The following is a 17862-nucleotide window of genomic DNA, read 5'->3' on the forward strand; positions in this document are numbered from 1 at the left end:
AAATCTAAGACAGTGCAAAATTACGCGATTCTAAAACCATTTCGCAAATTATATAGAAAAAAAGCTTACTTGTGTGGATGTCTGCTTGTTTGGTCGATGAAGGCTGTTATAAATTCTTTAAAGAAATGAGAATTTGACTATTCCTACAGGGTAAAATCATGCTTTTGATGATCGATAATTACGATAGTTTTACGTATAACTTAGTTCACTATCTGGGCGAATTAGGCGCAGAAACAGTGGTTCATCGTAATGATGCCCTAACTGTTGATGACGCTATGGCTCTTCAACCTGATGGAATTGTCATTTCACCTGGCCCCTGCGACCCAGAACGCGCCGGTATCTGCTTAGATTTAATCAAAGCAGCAGCAGGTAACATTCCATTGATGGGAGTATGTCTCGGTTTACAATCTATCGGGCAGGCTTTCGGTGGAAAGATCATTCGGTTATCCCCGCCAATGCATGGAAAGGTCTCAACCGTTACGCATGATAATAGAGGGGTATTTAAAGGTCTGAATAGCAAAGTTCCATGTACACGATACCATAGTTTGGTTGTAGAAAAAGAATCTTTGCCTGATTGTTTAGAGGTAACAGCTGAGACTGAGGATGGTGTCATTATGGGCCTTCAACATCGTGATTATGAGTTGCATGGTGTTCAATTCCATCCTGAAAGCATTGCCTCTGAAGGTGGACATACAATCTTGCAAAACTTCATTAACATTACGAAACAATAAAAGTCCCTGTGGAATAAAACGAGAGATCGGATCAAAAAATGGATATGCCTGATTTCAAACATTTCGTGAAAAAAATCGCGAATAATGAGACCCTTAACGTTGATGAGGCTGCCCAAGCTTTCGACATTATGATGTCTGGTGATGCCACGCCTTCACAAATGGGCGCTTTTCTAATGGGTTTAAAGCTTCGCGGTGAGACGCAGGATGAAATAACAGGCGCAGTTAAAACCATGCGTGCGAAGGCTCATATCGTGTCAGCTCCTGAAGGTGCAATTGACATTGTTGGTACTGGCGGCGATATGGCGCATACTTTGAACATTTCAACAGCAACAGCAATTGTTGTCGCTGGTGCCGGCGTAACTGTGGCTAAACATGGTAATCGTGCTTCATCCTCTAAATCCGGTACCGCAGACGCCCTAGCCTGCCTTGGTCTTGACCTGGATACTGAATTCGAAAATGTTGAACGAGCAATGCGTGAAGCCAATATTGGTTTCTTGATGGCGCAACGTCATCATGGTGCAATGCGTAACGTTGGGCCGACCCGCATTGAAATGGGGGTACCTACAATCTTTAATTTACTTGGCCCGTTATCAAATCCAGCCCTTGTAAAGCGTTATATGATTGGTACCTATCGCGCCGATACGATTGATCTAATGGCGCAAACACTGGGCGATTTAGGGGCAGAACATGCATGGGTTGTCCATGGTGCTGACGGACTTGATGAGTTAAGTACAACCGGAACGTCCCAGATTTGTGAATACAAAAATGGTGAATTAAATAAGTTTGAAATGCATCCTTCCGATGTTGGTTTGAAAGAGGTCATGCTTGAGGATCTTCGTGGCGGAACACCAGAAGAGAATGCAACAGCGATTACCCGATTGCTTGATGGAGAAACTGGTGCCTATCGGGATGTCGTTTTATATAACGCGGCAGCTTCATTGGTCGTTGCTGGTAAGGCAGATGACATGAAAAATGGTATCTCAATTGCTTCTGCATCCATTGATGATGGTCAGGCCAAGGCTGCTTTAACAAAACTCGTAGAAATCGCAGGATTAAAATAATGAGTGATGTACTCGCAAAAATTTGTGAAGAAAAACAAAAGCATATAACATCTTGCAAAAGTAAAGTCTCAGAAAATGAGATGATGCAATTATCAAAAACTGCCCTACCCATACGTGGGTTCTATAATGCATTAAAAGCAAAAGCAGATACTGATGAATATGGATTGATTGCCGAGATTAAGAAAGCATCACCGTCCAAAGGTTTGATCCGTGAGGATTTTCAGCCAGCAGAACTAGCCCAAGCCTATGAAGCAGGTGGTGCGACCTGTTTATCTATCTTAACCGATCAACCTTACTTCCAAGGGCATGAAGATTACTTGAAGATCGCACGAGACGCCTGTAAATTGCCGGTTCTTCGTAAAGACTTTATGTTGGAGCCTTATCAAATATACGAAGCACGCGCGATCAATGCTGATTGTATATTGCTGATTATGGCCTGTTTATCTGATAGCCAAGCATCTGAGCTAGAAACAGTTGCACATGACCTAAATATGGATGTGCTAATTGAGGTTCACAATGCTGAGGAGCTGGAGCGTGCGATGAAATTAAAGTCCCCTTTAATGGGCGTAAACAATCGCAATTTGAAAACACTAGATATTGATTTAGCCACAACAGAAGAATTAGCTTCCACAGTATTGAGTGATGGTCGTCTTTTAGTTGCGGAAAGTGGCCTCTATTCACATGATGATCTTCTACGTATGTCGAAAATTGGCGCCAGCTGTTTTCTAGTTGGTGAATCTTTAATGCGAAAAGAAGATGTAACCGCGGCAACTAAAGCCTTGCTTGGTACAGCTTAAAGGAAGATTTATGTCAAATTTAACGCATATCGATCAAGATGGTAATGCTTTAATGGTGGATGTTTCACCGAAAGAGATTACAGAACGTGTTGCAACAGCGCGTGGTCAGGTCTTGATGTCATCAGAAACATTAAACTTAATTAAGGCCGGTGATGTGAAAAAGGGTGACCCATTAACGGTTGCCCAACTTGCTGGTATCATGGGTGCAAAGAAAACACCGGATCTTATTCCTTTATGCCATCCCCTCGGCTTAACATCTGTAAAAGTTACTTTGGATCTTAATGAGCAAGATTGTGCTGTTGATATTGAAGCGACTTGTAAGCTTAAAGGACGCACAGGTGTTGAAATGGAAGCCTTAACAGCAGTTTCTGTAGCTGCTTTAACTGTATATGACATGTTAAAGGCTGCTGAGAAATCGATGCAAATTACTAATATTCGTCTCGTTCACAAGGCTGGTGGTAAATCAGGCGATTATACGGCTCAATAATTATCGGACATATTCATGCTCTCAGTAAAAGACGCTCAATCTAATATTCTTGAAAATATTGAAACCATGCCTGCGGAGCAAATTCCGCTAACTGAGGCTGTTGGGCGTGTTCTAGCTGAAGATTTGAGTGCACGTAGAACCCAACCACCAATGGATGTCTCTGCGATGGACGGATACGCAGTTAAACATACTGATATCCAATCTGTACCAGCAAATCTTTCAGTTGCTGGTGAAGCTCCCGCAGGTGGCTCTTATAATGCTGAAGTAAAATCCGGTGAAGCTATACGTATCTTTACTGGTGGCCCCGTACCCAAAGGGGCTGATTGTATCGTAATACAAGAGAATACTGAACGCGAGGGTGAGCAAGTAACTATCCTTCAATCAGAACCGGAAGGACGCTTTATTCGCCCGGCAGGTCTGGATTTTGTTGAAGGCGATGTTTTATTACAAAAAGGGCGTTTATTGACTGCCCGTGATGTGGCCCTTGCTGCTGCTATGAACCGACCATGGATCATGGTGCATAAGAAACCGAAAGTTGCTATTCTTGCCACAGGCGATGAAGTGGTAATGCCAGGAGACCCAATCGGCCCTAATCAGGTTGTAAGTTCTAATAGTTTGGGTTTGGCTGCGGCCGTCAAAACTCTTGGCGGAGAACCAATCCTGCTAGGTGTTGCAAAGGATACCCCTGAAAGTCTGAAAAATATGGCAGCAGGTGCAGCTTCGGCTGATTTGTTAATAACGACAGGTGGTGCATCTGTTGGTGATCACGATCTTATTCGATCTGTTTTAGGTGAAAATGGTCTGGATATTAATTTTTATAAAATTGCGATGCGTCCGGGTAAGCCTTTAATTTTTGGCCAGTTAAATCGAACACCCATGCTTGGATTACCAGGAAATCCTGTATCAACGCTTGTTTGTTCCGTCATGTTTGTTGCCCCGGCTCTTGCTAAAATGCTTGGACTAGATGCGGAAATCTTTCATTCAAAGAAAATGGCGAAACTTGGTTGTGATCTTGATGAGAATGATCAACGGGAGGATTACCTTCGCTCAATCATTGATATCGGAGATAATGGCGAATTAATTGCTACACCATATTCAAAACAAGATAGTGCAATGCTTGCAAAATTAGCGAATGCCCAAGCACTGGTTATTCGCCCACCTTTTGCAAAAGCGGTAAAAAAAGGCGATACGGTTGAAATATTAGAGTTACCGAATAGCCTACTTTCGTTATAGAAGAGATTGATATTCAAATACAACTTTTCATTACGAAATCAAAATATCAACAAGCGCTTGACAGTATATGCGAACACAAGTAGAACAGTGTTAGTTTACAGTTTGTTCTACATAACTACCTATTCTTTACATCTAAATTGATTGCCATTTCAATTCATTAAAAGAACAAATCCTAAAGAACTTGGTAGTCGGGAGAAAATAAAATGCTGACGCGCAAACAATATGATTTATTGCTATTCATTCATGAACGACTTCAGAATTCTGGTGTATCCCCTTCTTTTGATGAAATGAAAGACGCCCTTGAACTTAAATCCAAATCCGGTATTCATCGGTTGATTACAGGGTTGGAAGAACGCGGTTTTCTACGTCGTCTTCCTCACCGTGCTCGCGCATTGGAGGTTATTAAACTTCCTGAAAATACCTCACCTGAAGAGTTGCCTGTGCGTAACCGTCGTGTAGAAAGCATCCGCCGCCAGGAATTAGGAACACGTAAGTCCATGTTACGCGGCAGCGGCAACTCCGTTCAATTGCAATTATATGGACGTATTGCTGCAGGTACACCTATTGAAGCATTACGCGATCAATCCATGCTTGTTGAGGTGCCTGTGACTTTATTGGGTAAAGGCGACCATTACGCGCTGGAAGTTGATGGAGATTCAATGGTGGAAGCAGGTATCCTTGATGGGGACACGGTTATCATTGAGCGTACAGAAACTGCAGTTAACGGCGACATTGTCGTCGCACTTGTTGAACATGAAGAAGTTACTTTAAAACGTTTCATAAAAAATGCAGGTCAAATTGAACTAGAACCCGCTAATGCAAAATACCGGACTCAAGTTTATGGTCCTGACCAAGTAGATGTACAGGGCCGACTTGTTGGTTTACTGCGTAAATATTAAATACTTAACATTACGGTGTCATGAGGGAGCATTATTTGCTCCCTTATTTATTTCTGGCTAATTGCCACGGATAGTTTGACCTCTCTTCCATAACATTTCTGATATTGATGTTTCCAGCAACAGAGGAAATCAAATATCCACCATTACGTATTAAATCTCCACGATCTATAAATAGTGTTTTCTTATTCTTACAGTTAACAAAACCAGATGGATAGATCACGATGCTATGTGGCATGCTGCACGTTGCTAAGGCGGTTGCTCTTAATGTTGTGTAAAAGACCAATTGATTACCCAGAGAAAATCTACAACCGTCTGTTGCACATACATCTTCATCAGTATCAAGTGGTGTATAATCAATTTCTCTCTCTAAGTCAGAGAGAGGCTTCAACTCTTTTACGGCCCAACGTTCTCTCCATCGATCTTTAATAAACCGATATCGCCCTGAAGTTACTATATAAGCCTCTGCCCTAGCTAGCTTAACACCAAATAAACGTTCTTGAGATGTAATTAATATTTCTTTGTTAAGTGGCTGATAGAACAACAAAAACATTAGAATAGAAAAAGGTATCGCATAAAATCGTATAATGCTTTTCCATAAACATAACCAAAGGCAAGAAAATATTATAATAGCTAGAATTATGCCGTCATATTGAGCAATCTGAATAACTGCGCCATCTAATTGTGTGACCCATGAAGCTATCTTTAAAATAATAGTTAAACCAAAATCCATACCATATAGTCCAATGATTTCTAAACCGAATGGCATTAGGACAAAAGCCAACAGGGCAGATGGCATAACAATAAGCCCCATTAAAGGAACAGCGATCAAATTTCCTATTATCCCATAGCTTGCTATTTGACCAAAGTGATAAGTGGATAACGGCGCAGTGGCCAAGGTCGCCACTATAGTTGTTATACATAAAAACAGTGAATATCCGATTAACCGTTTTATATAGCTTTGTTGAAAGTGGGTATATAAGGATTTCATATAGCTAGTTTCATAAACAGATACCAAACCAACTACCGCAGCGAAAGATAATTGGAAACTGGCTGATAATATGGATTCTGGATATAAAATTAAAATAACAAATGCTGCAAATGAAACGAGACGCAAGGAAATAACATTACGATCAAGAATAACACCTATAAAGGCAATACTGATCATTAAAAACGCACGCTGACTCGGAACAGTCATTCCTGATAAAAGCATATATCCGAAACAAATGAAAATTGCACAATAAGCAGCAATTTTTTTTGTATTGATATTTAATACGATAGAAGAAAAAAAGGATAAGAATAATCTAATGCCACCAAAAACCAATACAGCAATCAAGCCTAGATGTAAGCCAGAAATTGCTAGTAAATGTGCAAGCCCAGAATCTCTTATCATATCGTAAGTTTCTGGCGTTATCTGACTTCTCTGCCCTGTAACCAATGCGGCCCTTAAACCTGGTAAAGCATCATTTTGGGAAAGACTTGGCGCTGAATATTTTTGCGTAACATGATATCTGTAATCAGATAATGTCAGCATAAACTTATCCCAATAGTTTTGACTCTCTGGCTTATTCAATAAGTCCATTTTGCCAGTACTATATCCAATGCCTCCTATACCTTTAAACCAAGCCATTCTAGCAAAATCATGGCTCCCCGGCACTGAAGGTAGTGGCGGTGGACGTAGACTAGCGGTCAATGAAACCCTGTCCCCAATTCTCAAATCTTCTATCATATGTGAAAATGGAATAGATAGCCTGACTTTACGGGGTGTTTCCTGAAAATCTAATTTCTCAATGAATAAATCTGAAATTATAATTCGAGCTCTATTTTCGTAGGTCTCTATAGACCGAACGACTCCCTCGATAGGGGCATGCCTTATTTCCTCCTTTATTACAGGAGCTTCAACAAGGTAGCTTCGCAACTCTACTAAGTAAAATCCAGAAAGAGTTAAAAGAAGTATCCCAATTCCTATTCGTAAATAAGAAGAAATATGTTTAATGCAGAGATAAACAAAAAAGAGTAAAGGAACAACAATCCAAACAACTTCCCATATTGAGGAAACGGATAAATTTGCGTTGAAATAAATCAGAATACCAATTCCAAGAAATACAGGACGCCAAATATTAAACCGATGTAATTCAATAGCGATTATTTCTGAGAGCCAAGCACGTAGTGATGGGAATATCCTAATATAAAAGGAATAAAGAAATTGTTTATGGACTTGCAACCAACATCGCCCCCCTCAATTTGTATAGCTTTACATTACCTCAACTAAAATTAAGAGAAAAGAGCAGCAATTATGGGAATTACCCTTTTGCATTTTACTAGATAAATATGCTAAACCCCGGCCTAGAAATAATTTTAATCAGTTAAATCCTTCATCTTTCAGGAAAACATTATGTCTGTAGTCACACGTTTTGCCCCTTCCCCAACCGGTTTTCTTCATATCGGCGGTGCCCGTACAGCCTTGTTTAACTGGCTTTTTGCACGTCACCACGGTGGCAAATACCTTCTACGTATCGAGGATACAGACAAAAAACGCTCCACTGATGAAGCAATTGACGCCATTCTAGATGGTTTGAATTGGCTTGGGCTAGGCGCAGATGACAAACCAATTTTTCAATCTCAAAATGCCAATCGTCACGCCGAAGTCGCAAAGCAGTTATTGGCAGAAGGTAAAGCATATAACTGTTATTGTTCCCCTGAAGAATTAGCTGAAATGCGTGAAAATGCCAAAGAAGAAGGTCGCCCTGTAGGCTATGATGGTACATGGCGTGATCGTACCCCTTCGGAAGCTCCTGAAGGAGTAGCCCCTGTTGTACGCATCAAAATGCCACGTGATGGTGAAACAACTATAACAGATGCTGTTCAAGGATCTGTAACCATAAAAAATGAACAATTAGATGATTTTGTTCTTCTGCGTGCAGATGGTACGCCAACTTATATGTTATCCGTGGTTGTAGATGATCATGATATGGGCGTAACTCATATTATTCGTGGAGATGACCATCTTACCAACGCTTTTCGTCAGTATCAGTTATATAACGCTATGGGCTGGGATGTGCCGACATTTGGGCACATCCCCCTTATTCACGGCCCGGATGGTGCAAAACTCTCTAAACGCCATGGAGCGTTAGGCGTAGAAGCATATCGTGATGAAATGGGTTATCTACCTGAAGCCCTTAACAACTACCTCCTTCGTCTCGGCTGGAGCCACGGAGACGAGGAAATCATTCCCCAAGACAAAGCAATCGAATGGTTTGATCTTGATGCGGTTGGTAAAGGTGCTTCACGTTTTGATTTTGCCAAGCTAGAAAATCTGAACGGTCATTATATTCGTGAAGCGAGCGAAAAACGTTTACTAGAACTGATCCTTCCTCATCTCGGAGAAATATCTGATGAAGCAAAAGATTGGATGTTAAATGGAATGGAAGGCCTGAAATCCCGCGCTAAAAACATTTTGGAACTCGCAGATTCAGCCAAGTTTTATGCAGCACGTCCTACTTTCCCATTAGAAAACCAAAAGGCAGCCAAACTTATTAAAGAAGATACGCCAGCACTTATGTCTGAGGTTTCTGATTTACTTGACAGTTTAGAAAACTGGACCGTTGAAAGCCTCGAAGAAGCTTTAAAAGCATTCTCAGAAACTAAAGAATTAGGGCTCGGAAAAGTCATGCAACCCATCCGTGCAATACTTACAGGTTCCAATTCTTCACCAAGTATGTTTGAGGTCATGTATGTATTTGGCAAAAAAGAGACCATCGAACGGTTAAGATGCCTTTAAGCTGAAACCTGCAGAAACCCTGACTTTTTGGATTGATTAAGAAATATTTAATCAATTTCATAGCCTTGGCCCATTGTGCAGCGCAAAATTTTATTATATAAAATATGCAACTAACGACATTGCAAATTTTAAATGCGACCATCCCTGGCCGCATTTTTGCGATGAACATAAACAAAGCTGAGGAGGCCCGAGACTATGAGTCAGGATACTTCTGATAAGAAATTTGTCACACTTACAGACCACGCAACAGGGAAAAGCTATGACCTACCAGTACTAAGTGGTACGGTTGGTCCGGATGTTATTGATATTCGCCGCTTATATGCGGATACAGGCTATTTCACATATGATCCAGGTTTTACATCTACTGGTTCTTGTGATTCCGCGATCACCTATATTGATGGCGATGAAGGCGTGTTATTACATCGTGGCTATTCAATTGAAGATTTAGCGGAAAATTCCAGTTTTATGGAAGTATGCTATCTTCTATTAAATGGTGAATTGCCAAACGCAGATCAGAAAAAAGAGTTTGAACATACAGTAACATACCATTCTATGTTGCATGAGCAAATGATGAACTTCTATCGCGGTTTCCGTCGTGACGCTCATCCAATGGCAATTATGGTCGGTGTGGTAGGGGCTCTTTCCTCTTTCTATCACGATAGTACAGATGTTAACGACCCACATCAGCGTATGGTTGCATCTTATCGTATGATTGCAAAGATGCCAACCATTGCGGCGATGGCATATAAATATTCAATTGGGCAGCCTTTTGTATATCCTAAGAACGAGTTGAGCTATGCGGCGAACTTCTTAAATATGACCTTCTCTGTACCGGCCGAAGAATATAAAATTTCCCCGGCAGTGGAACGTGCCATGGATCGTATTTTCATACTTCATGCTGATCATGAGCAAAATGCCTCTACGTCTACAGTGCGTATTGCTGGTTCTTCAGGTGCCAATCCATTTGCGTGTATTGCAGCGGGTATTTCCTCTCTTTGGGGTCCTGCACATGGTGGTGCAAATGAAGCCGTATTAAATATGCTGAACCAAATTGGTCATAAAGATAATATTCCTGAATTCATCGCACGCGCGAAGGATAAGAATGATCCATTCCGTCTTATGGGTTTTGGTCATCGTGTTTACAAAAACACCGACCCACGTGCAGGTGTATTGAAACAATCCTGTCATGAGGTTCTTGAGGAACTTGGTGTGGATGACCCACTTCTTGAACTTGCAATGGAATTAGAAAAAATTGCACTTGAGGATGAATATTTCGTACAACGTAAATTATTCCCGAATGTAGATTTCTATTCTGGCATTATTTTGAAAGCTATTGGCTTCCCGACAAGTATGTTTACTGTGTTATTTGCTTTGGCGCGCACTGTTGGCTGGGTTGCACAATGGAACGAGATGATTACTGATCCAAATCAGAAAATTGGCCGACCACGTCAGTTGTTTAAAGGTCATGATCGTCGTGCATTTGTTGAATGCAAAGATCGATAAGATTTTAAGCTAAGCATCAAAACGGGATTGAAGTATATTCAATCCCGTTTTTTTTTGATTTAGTAGTAAAAATCTATCAACTATAAGAGCAGGTAGAATTTAATTCCTCTTTTGAATGATAGATAATACCGCTCTTGCAGCTACTTCGCTTGGTAAACTTCCATCTACGGAAAGCTTTTTTAGCTCCTGTTTTAATTCAATAATTTGCAATTTACCTTTTCCATCTTCCAATATTTCATTTAAGGCACGTACCAAATTTTTTGCCTTACAATGACGCTGGATAAATTCTGGAACGATCATATGATTTGCAAGAATATTAAGTAGATGACCAAAATCTACTTTGATAAATCTGCGCACTAAAAAATGGGTTAAAGGTGATATTTTATAGGCGATTATCGTCGGCACCTCTGCCATAGCCATTTCTAAAGCAACCGTACCTGATGCCGCTAATGCTGCATTAGATGCAGCCATAGAATCATATTTCAGTTTCTGATCTTTAGCAGGAATGACCAAAACAGGACATGGCCATTCGGTTGTAGACTCAATAATATGATCATGTAAATGTGGTACAGCAGGTATAACGCAGTGTAGTTTTGGAATATCATCAACCAACTTGGAAACTGCTTCAGCAAATACAGGTAATAACCTAGTTACCTCCCCTTTTCTGCTGCCTGGTAGAACAGAGAGCAACTTTGCTTTTTCTGGAATACTGAACCTATGACGAAAAGAGGCACCATCTCCTTGATCCGCACCACTTTCAAGAATTGAATGCCCCACAAAATGGCATGGTAATCCTACCTTCTCAAAATATGGTGGCTCAAATGGAAGTAATGCTAAAATATGATCATAATGTTCTTTGAATTTAAAAACTCGTTTTGGCTTCCAAGCCCATACGGAAGGTGCAACATAATGAATTTTTGTCGTTTTAACTTCAACACGTTTGATAAAGGCATGAGCGAACCCGGGAGAGTCGATCGTTACAACCGCATCTGGTTTTTGATCATTAACAACGGATGCAGCTTGTAAAACTCGTTTTCTTAATTGGCGGATATGGGGCAGAATTTCAAATATTCCCATAAGTGATAATTCTTCCATGGGAAAAAGACTGTTGAGACCTTCGGCGCTCATCATTGGGCCACCAATACCAATAAAATCAACGTGGTTATTTGATTGACGTTTCATCGCTTTCATCAAGCGTGCACCTAAAGCATCTCCAGACGCTTCTCCTGCAACAACAAAAATAAGTGGCTTGTCACGCATGAGTTAACCATCCGCCTCTTGATCTATTGCCTGTAAAAACACCCCTAATTCATTCGCTTTATCGATGACATCTTCTTTGTCCATGATAATCATGCCTCCGCCATCAAAGGCAATCCCAAAAATGCCACTTTCATATGCATTTATAATGGTATCAACACCCATTGTAGGAAGGTCAGCACGTGTTTCCTGACCAATTTTGCGAAGTTTAACTAATATAGGATTGGTCCCGGGTCTTTTTAAATCTTTGCACCTTCTGATCATGGCATCAGTGCCTTCAATAGCCTCAACAGCTAGAACTAAGCCATCCTGTATAACTAATCCCTGCCCTACATCCGCAGATGCAAGTACTTTAAGCTTTTGAACCCCCTTTTTAATATCATCCCAAGCTTGTTTATCTGGGCGGTGAATCCCTAAAGCTCCCTCACCATGCATTGTATCTTGCAAGATGTCTTCGACGCCGACCACCCTAAAACCATGATCTTTTTCCAAGAACTTAATGAGTGCTGAAAGAAGGCCATCATCACCTTGCTTCATCGCGCCTGTTTTCATAATAAATTTTAATGCTGTACCATCTGGACGCAAAGCTGCGATACTTGGGCGCTTTACAGGCCCTGCCATAATGATATCACTTACATCATGTTGCTTGAATAACTTGATAGATTTACCTGCAGCCCCAATGCGAACGATTTCGAATGGATGACCACGATAGTCTTCAGGTTTCGCCTGCCCTTCTAAGGCTATTACAAAATAAGGCCTATTTTCTTTTATACAGGCGTCAATTAATCGCAACGGTAAACGACCACTACCTGCAATAATACCAAGCTTTGCCTTTGCAGTGGTCGTCATAGTTTAATCGCCTTGAGTGGCAGGCGTTGTAAATCCACGAGAGGTTTCTTCAGTCAAGAAGTCTAAAATATCTTTTACCGCAGAAACAGTTTTCAATTCATCATCGATCAGGGATATACGTTCCTTTAATACACCCTCACCTTCGCCAAAGAGAAACTTATATGTAGCGCGAATTGCATGAATATCTGATTTAGCAAAACCACGACGCTTCAATCCAATCAAATTCAAGCCAGATAAATTAGCTCTTTCGCCAGTAACCGAACCATAAGGGATTACATCACTTTCAACACCAGACATTCCACCAATCATCGCATGTTCACCAATACGAACAAATTGATGAACGGCTGATAATCCACCGACTATAGCAAAGTCACCCAACTCGACATGGCCAGCCAAAGTCGCGTTATTAGCCAAAATCACGTTATTACCAATAATACAATCATGAGCAACATGAGTACCGATCATAAACAACCCGTTATCACCTACACGCGTAATAGAGCCGCCACCTTCTGTTCCAGGATTCATTGTTGCATGTTCACGAATCTTATTATTTTTACCAATAATAAGCTCAACACGTTCACCACCAAACTTCAAATCCTGTGGGACTGTACCTATTGAAGCGAAAGGAAAAATCTCCGTAGCTTCGTCAATAGATGTGATGCCATCTACCACGACGTGTGAATGTAACTTCACACCTTTACTAAGTTTGACTTCGGGACCAATTACACAAAATGGCCCGACAGTAACCTCACTATCCAGTTCTGCCTTTGGGTCAATAACAGCGGTTGGATGAATGTTGGTCATTTTATGCGTCCCGGATCATTGCGGCAAAACTGGCTTCGGCAACAACTTGATCATCTACAGTTGCCTTTGCTTCAAATTTCCAGACTGGACCTCGTTGCTGTTTTTTACTTACATGAAGTTTTAGAAGATCACCTGGTACTACCGGGCGACGGAACTTGGCCTCATCAATCGACATAAAGTAAACTAATTTACCTTCGGATTCTTTACCAAGACTAGAAACAACCATAACGCCAGCTGTCTGGGCCATAGCCTCAACAATTAAGACACCGGGCATAATTGGTTTTTGAGGGAAATGTCCTTGGAAATGTGGTTCTGACGCAGTTACACCTTTCACCCCAATTGCCCATTCATATGGTTCGATAGCCTCAATTTTATCAACTAAAAGAAATGGATAACGATGTGGAATACGATCCATAATCTTTAAAACGTCGATATCCTTTAAATATTCGTTGTCTGTCTCAGACATGGGTTACCCCTTTTTCTTCATTAATCGTGTTGTTATGGCATGTCGCTTACGCCATGTTTTAATAGGTTCCGCAGGAAAACCGCCAACAATACTTCCCGCTGCCAAATCTTTCGTCACACCGGCGCGTGCTGCTATCTGAACACCAGTACCGATTTTTAAATGTCCGCTTAATCCTGATTGAGCACCGCAAACCACAAAATCACCAAGCTCTGTGCTGCCTGCAATACCAGACATAGCCGCCATCACGCAACCTCTTCCAAGTTTTACATTATGCGCAATGTGAATAAGATTATCGATTTTACAACCATCACCAATAACCGTGTCAGGTCCCATCCCCCTATCCACGGTGCTATTAGCACCAATTTCAACTCGGCTCCCAATTAATACACGGCCTGTTTGGGGCACATCCTCAAAACCTGATGGATCAATAGCAAATCCAAATCCACGTGTTCCAATTCTCACACCTGAGTGAATATTAGCAAACATACCTATTTGGCAACATTCCAAACTCACATTGCTACCAATGCGACTATGGGCGCCAATAATTACGGATTCATGAACCACAGCATTTGGCCCAATATGGCAACCGACACCTATTTCTACATTGGGACCAATCCATGCGCCAGCATCAATCTGACATCCATCTGCAATCTTTGCCGTAGGATCGATATAAGCCCTATCAGATATTTTATCCCTGATTTGAGGAAGTGGATAAAATCGTTGAGACAGCAAAGCAAAACTGAAATGGGGGTTTTGAGAAATAAGAGCTATGCATCCTTCAGGGACTTTATCGGCATATTCTTCTTTTAAAATCACTGCTCCAGCTTCTGTGGTCTCTAAGTCCTTTACATATTTAGAGTTATCTAAAAAACTTATTTGTTCCCTCGTGGCGGTCGATAGTGGTGCGACATCAGAAAATGTAACATCTTTTGAAGAAGAAAAAGATACCTTTATATCTTCTGCAAAAGAACTGATAGAAAAAGGCCCTTCTGGAACGAAAAAGCGATTTTCTGTCATTATTGTTGTCCAGCAGTTAAATCAACACTAGATATTTCAGTATTCAACAAATTAAGAATCGCTTCACTAATATCGAGTTTTTCAAGATTTGCGAAATAGACGACGCCTTGAGTACGACCACGGCTTAACACTAAATCCAGTTGATTATCATTCGAATACTTAACTAATACTTTGTTTAAGGACGTGCGAATTTGCTGACGACCTTTTGCAAATGATTGATCTAAAATCTTTTTGCGTTCATTAATTTGACGCTCCAAATTCACGCGTTCTTGCAGAAATTCTTGTTCTTTTTGAGCAAAAACATCCGGCGACAAAATAGAACGCTGTCCTTCTAACTCTCTAGCTTTATTTTGTAATTCTGCCTGACTAGAACTCACTTCTTGTTGAAACGCAATACGTTGCGCTTCCACTTGCTCACTCAATGACTTCCATGCATTACTGCTTCTTTCAACACGTTCAATATTGATCACAGCAGTTTTCGGGTTATTCATCCCTTGTGCGTAGCCAGAGCTAACAAATAAAACAAAAAAGGAAAGCCCAATAAAAATACTCTTTAAAATTTTGATCATGACTAAACCTTTATCCTAGAAGCGTGTACCAAAACTAAAGCGGAAAATTTCCGTCTCATCATAATCTTCTTTTTGAATAGCCTGGGCAAAATCAAATCTCATTGGTCCCAAAGGTGACTCCCAATTAAAACCAACACCAACTGAACTACGAATTGATGTGTCATCAGCCACATTAGATCCGTTTTCCTCCGTTGACCATACAGATCCTAAATCTGTAAACACCGATGCTGTTAATCCAAACTCTTTTGGAACACCGATTGGGAAATCTAGTTCGGCTGTAGCGAGCCATCTATTTTTACCACCTAAGGCGTCGCTAGTCGCTGTATCACGGGGGCCGATACCAGCATTGTCAAAACCACGGAAGTTTGCGCCGCCAGCATACCAGCGATCATTCAAACGTACATCCTGATCGTTTAAACCAACAATATTTGATGCTGAAGCAGAAAGCTCTAGGACAAAATCCTCCTCCAGGAAGGAAACATAATTAGAAGCTCTCACAGTCGAACTAAAATAATCAACGTCGCCGGCTAAGCCTGCAAAATCATTACTAAATGAGAAAATATACCCATCGGTAGGACTAATTCTGCTATTCAATCTATCATATGCAGTGGTATGGCCAACACTTACTACCGTACGTTCGCCTTCATCTGCTTTCACGTAAATAGAAGCGTCGGATGCAACATTAGTAACCTCTTCATTCGCGACACGGAAGTTCAAATTTTGACGCCAGTATTGGGTCAAATCGTAACCAGTACGCAAACGAAAACCTTTTTCGCTATTATCAGATGAAGAGGTATCCTGATTATCTTCTTCCACTAAGAACACATCAATACCTGCAGATAAACCTTCACGGTCAAGGAAGTAAGGTTCAGTAAACGAAACGTCAATCTTTGACTCTTCTTGCCCCAACTGCGTTGCAACACGTAAATGTTGACCACGACCAAGTAAATTACGTTCTTCAACGGCCACTTCAGCCAATAGGCCCGCAGTAGTAGAAAAACCACCACCCAAACTTAACTCACCTGTTGATTGTTCTTCCACATCAACTTGAATAACGGTATGATTTGGCGACTGTCCAGGAACGTTGTTAACCTCTACGTTCTTAAAGTAACCTAAATCTGTAATGCGCTGGCGAGAGCGCCTCAATTTGGAAGTATTAAATGCATCGCCTTCTACCAAACGGAATTCACGACGAATAACTTCATCTTTTGTCCGTACATTTCCACGTATCTCAATACGATCTACATAAACTTTAGGCGCTTCGGAAATTTTAAAATTGATATTGATGATATCATCATCCGTATTTCTATTGATCTCTGGATAAACATCAACAAAAGCAAAACCTTGACGATTTAGCTCTTCTGTAATTGCATCAACATTATCTTCAAGAATATTTGCATTATACCAATCACCAACATCAATATCTACATATTCGTATAAAGATTCAACATTAACGCCTTTTAAAGAAGATGATATTTCGTACTCCCCAAACGAGTAGCGATCCCCCTCTTCAACGGTAAAAGTAATGAAGAAACCAGTACGATCCTCACTTAACTCAGCCACAGCAGATACAACTCGGAAGTCAGCAAAGCCATTTTTCAGATAATAGCGACGAAGCAATTCACGATCAAAAGTTAACTTATCTGGATCATAGGTATCAGCGTCAGATAAAAAACTATACCAGCGTGTCTGGCGTGTTAATAATTCACTCGCAAGTGCATCATCATCAAAATAGTCATTTCCAACAAAACTAATTTTATGAACGCCTGAATCCGGCCCTTCTTCGATTTCAAAAGCAAGATCCACACGGTTTTGATCCAATTGTATAATTTTTGGAACTACCTTTGCCGCATAGCGCCCTCTACGACGATAGACATCCAGAATACGTTTTACGTCATTTTGAACACGGGTTCTGGTATAAACGACACGCGGACGAAGTTGAGTTTCAGATTCTAAAATTTCATCTTTAACACGCAAATTACCTTCATAGGCAACCCGGTTAATAATAGGATTTTCTACAACCTTAATTTCCAAAGAGTTTTGATTAAGTTGAACGATTGAAACATCAGCAAATAAACCGGTCGCAAACAGCTTTTTCAACGATTGATTAACTGTATTTGCAGTATACGGTTTTCCCTCACGCAAGCTTAAATAAGTAAGGATGGTTTCTTCCTCAATACGTTGAAGCCCCGAAATCACAATCTCTTGCAAGATTGGACCATCTACGTTTTGGTCAACGGTTTCTTCCTCAGCCTGAGAATTAGTAGGAGGAACAAGAGGAACAGATTGCGCATTAACTATTGAGGATGACAAAACAGTTCCGCATAACAACGACACAGATAAAACAGAGGATTTAAAAATTGATTTCATTTCAACTCAAATCTAACCAATCAAGATCTTATTAAAATAAG

At 40.7% G+C, this 17862-nt stretch carries 16 protein-coding genes; 8 read left to right on the forward strand and 8 right to left on the reverse strand.

The annotated features are described in order from the left end of the window. The first annotated feature begins 158 nt into the window (after positions 1-158). The 6 genes from E1160_RS04825 to lexA all read left to right on the forward strand — a co-directional run bounded on the left by E1160_RS04825 (position 159) and on the right by lexA (position 5208). On the forward strand, positions 159-731 hold the full coding sequence (locus E1160_RS04825) for an anthranilate synthase component II (protein ID WP_155153870.1): 573 nt from the start codon (positions 159-161) through the stop codon (positions 729-731). Positions 732-769: 38 nt separating this feature from the next. Then, positions 770-1792 carry an anthranilate phosphoribosyltransferase gene (trpD, locus tag E1160_RS04830; RefSeq protein WP_235914047.1) on the forward strand — a complete coding sequence of 341 codons (1023 nt, stop codon included), beginning with the start codon at positions 770-772 and terminating at the stop codon, positions 1790-1792. Then, the gene (gene trpC / locus E1160_RS04835; RefSeq protein WP_155153871.1) at positions 1792-2589 is read left to right on the forward strand and encodes an indole-3-glycerol phosphate synthase TrpC; all 798 of its coding nucleotides are present in this window, start codon (positions 1792-1794) and stop codon (positions 2587-2589) included. Before trpD ends, trpC begins: the two co-directional genes overlap by 1 nt. Before the next feature lie 10 nt (positions 2590-2599). Then, positions 2600-3076, forward strand: coding sequence for a cyclic pyranopterin monophosphate synthase MoaC (gene moaC / locus E1160_RS04840; protein WP_155153872.1), 477 nt, complete (start codon positions 2600-2602; stop codon positions 3074-3076). Between the two features lie 15 nt (positions 3077-3091). After that, the gene (locus E1160_RS04845) at positions 3092-4309 is read left to right on the forward strand and encodes a molybdopterin molybdotransferase MoeA (RefSeq protein ID WP_155153873.1); all 1218 of its coding nucleotides are present in this window, start codon (positions 3092-3094) and stop codon (positions 4307-4309) included. A 203-nt stretch (positions 4310-4512) separates the two neighbouring features. Beyond that, on the forward strand, positions 4513-5208 hold the full coding sequence (lexA, locus tag E1160_RS04850; RefSeq protein WP_155153874.1) for a transcriptional repressor LexA: 696 nt from the start codon (positions 4513-4515) through the stop codon (positions 5206-5208). Between the two features lie 43 nt (positions 5209-5251). Here lexA and E1160_RS04855 read toward each other — a convergent pair whose 3' ends face one another. After that, positions 5252-7429 (reverse strand): ComEC/Rec2 family competence protein, encoded by a 2178-nt coding sequence (locus E1160_RS04855; RefSeq protein ID WP_155153875.1) that lies wholly within the window; start codon positions 7427-7429, stop codon positions 5252-5254. A gap of 171 nt (positions 7430-7600) precedes the next feature. Between E1160_RS04855 and gltX the strand changes: the two genes are divergently transcribed. After that, positions 7601-8986, forward strand: a complete 1386-nt coding sequence (gene gltX / locus E1160_RS04860; RefSeq protein WP_155153876.1) for a glutamate--tRNA ligase — start codon at positions 7601-7603, stop codon at positions 8984-8986. 195 nt (positions 8987-9181) lie between these two features. Further along, positions 9182-10489, forward strand: a complete 1308-nt coding sequence (gene gltA / locus E1160_RS04865; RefSeq protein WP_155153877.1) for a citrate synthase — start codon at positions 9182-9184, stop codon at positions 10487-10489. Between the two features lie 99 nt (positions 10490-10588). Here the strand turns inward: gltA and lpxB are convergent, their stop codons facing one another. The 7 genes from lpxB to bamA are packed head-to-tail and all read right to left on the reverse strand — an operon-like array spanning position 10589 to position 17764. Beyond that, on the reverse strand, positions 10589-11749 hold the full coding sequence (lpxB, locus tag E1160_RS04870) for a lipid-A-disaccharide synthase (RefSeq protein ID WP_155153878.1): 1161 nt from the start codon (positions 11747-11749) through the stop codon (positions 10589-10591). 3 nt (positions 11750-11752) lie between these two features. After that, positions 11753-12595 (reverse strand): LpxI family protein, encoded by an 843-nt coding sequence (locus tag E1160_RS04875; protein WP_155153879.1) that lies wholly within the window; start codon positions 12593-12595, stop codon positions 11753-11755. A 3-nt stretch (positions 12596-12598) separates the two neighbouring features. After that, on the reverse strand, positions 12599-13399 hold the full coding sequence (lpxA, locus tag E1160_RS04880; RefSeq protein ID WP_155153880.1) for an acyl-ACP--UDP-N-acetylglucosamine O-acyltransferase: 801 nt from the start codon (positions 13397-13399) through the stop codon (positions 12599-12601). Between the two features lies 1 nt (position 13400). Beyond that, positions 13401-13865 (reverse strand): 3-hydroxyacyl-ACP dehydratase FabZ, encoded by a 465-nt coding sequence (gene fabZ, locus E1160_RS04885; RefSeq protein ID WP_155153881.1) that lies wholly within the window; start codon positions 13863-13865, stop codon positions 13401-13403. Positions 13866-13868: 3 nt separating this feature from the next. Next, entirely contained in the window at positions 13869-14882 is a 1014-nt protein-coding gene (gene lpxD, locus E1160_RS04890; RefSeq protein ID WP_155153882.1) for a UDP-3-O-(3-hydroxymyristoyl)glucosamine N-acyltransferase, read from the reverse strand. Beyond that, the gene (locus E1160_RS04895; RefSeq protein WP_155153883.1) at positions 14882-15451 is read right to left on the reverse strand and encodes an OmpH family outer membrane protein; all 570 of its coding nucleotides are present in this window, start codon (positions 15449-15451) and stop codon (positions 14882-14884) included. The genes lpxD and E1160_RS04895 overlap by 1 nt, the downstream gene beginning before the upstream one ends. 15 nt (positions 15452-15466) lie before the next feature. Next, the gene (gene bamA / locus E1160_RS04900) at positions 15467-17764 is read right to left on the reverse strand and encodes an outer membrane protein assembly factor BamA (protein WP_235914048.1); all 2298 of its coding nucleotides are present in this window, start codon (positions 17762-17764) and stop codon (positions 15467-15469) included. Positions 17765-17862 lie beyond the last annotated feature (98 nt).

The sequence above is a fragment of the Curvivirga aplysinae genome (assembly GCF_009711445.1).
Taxonomy (GTDB): Bacteria; Pseudomonadota; Alphaproteobacteria; order UBA8366; family Aestuariispiraceae; genus Curvivirga; species Curvivirga aplysinae.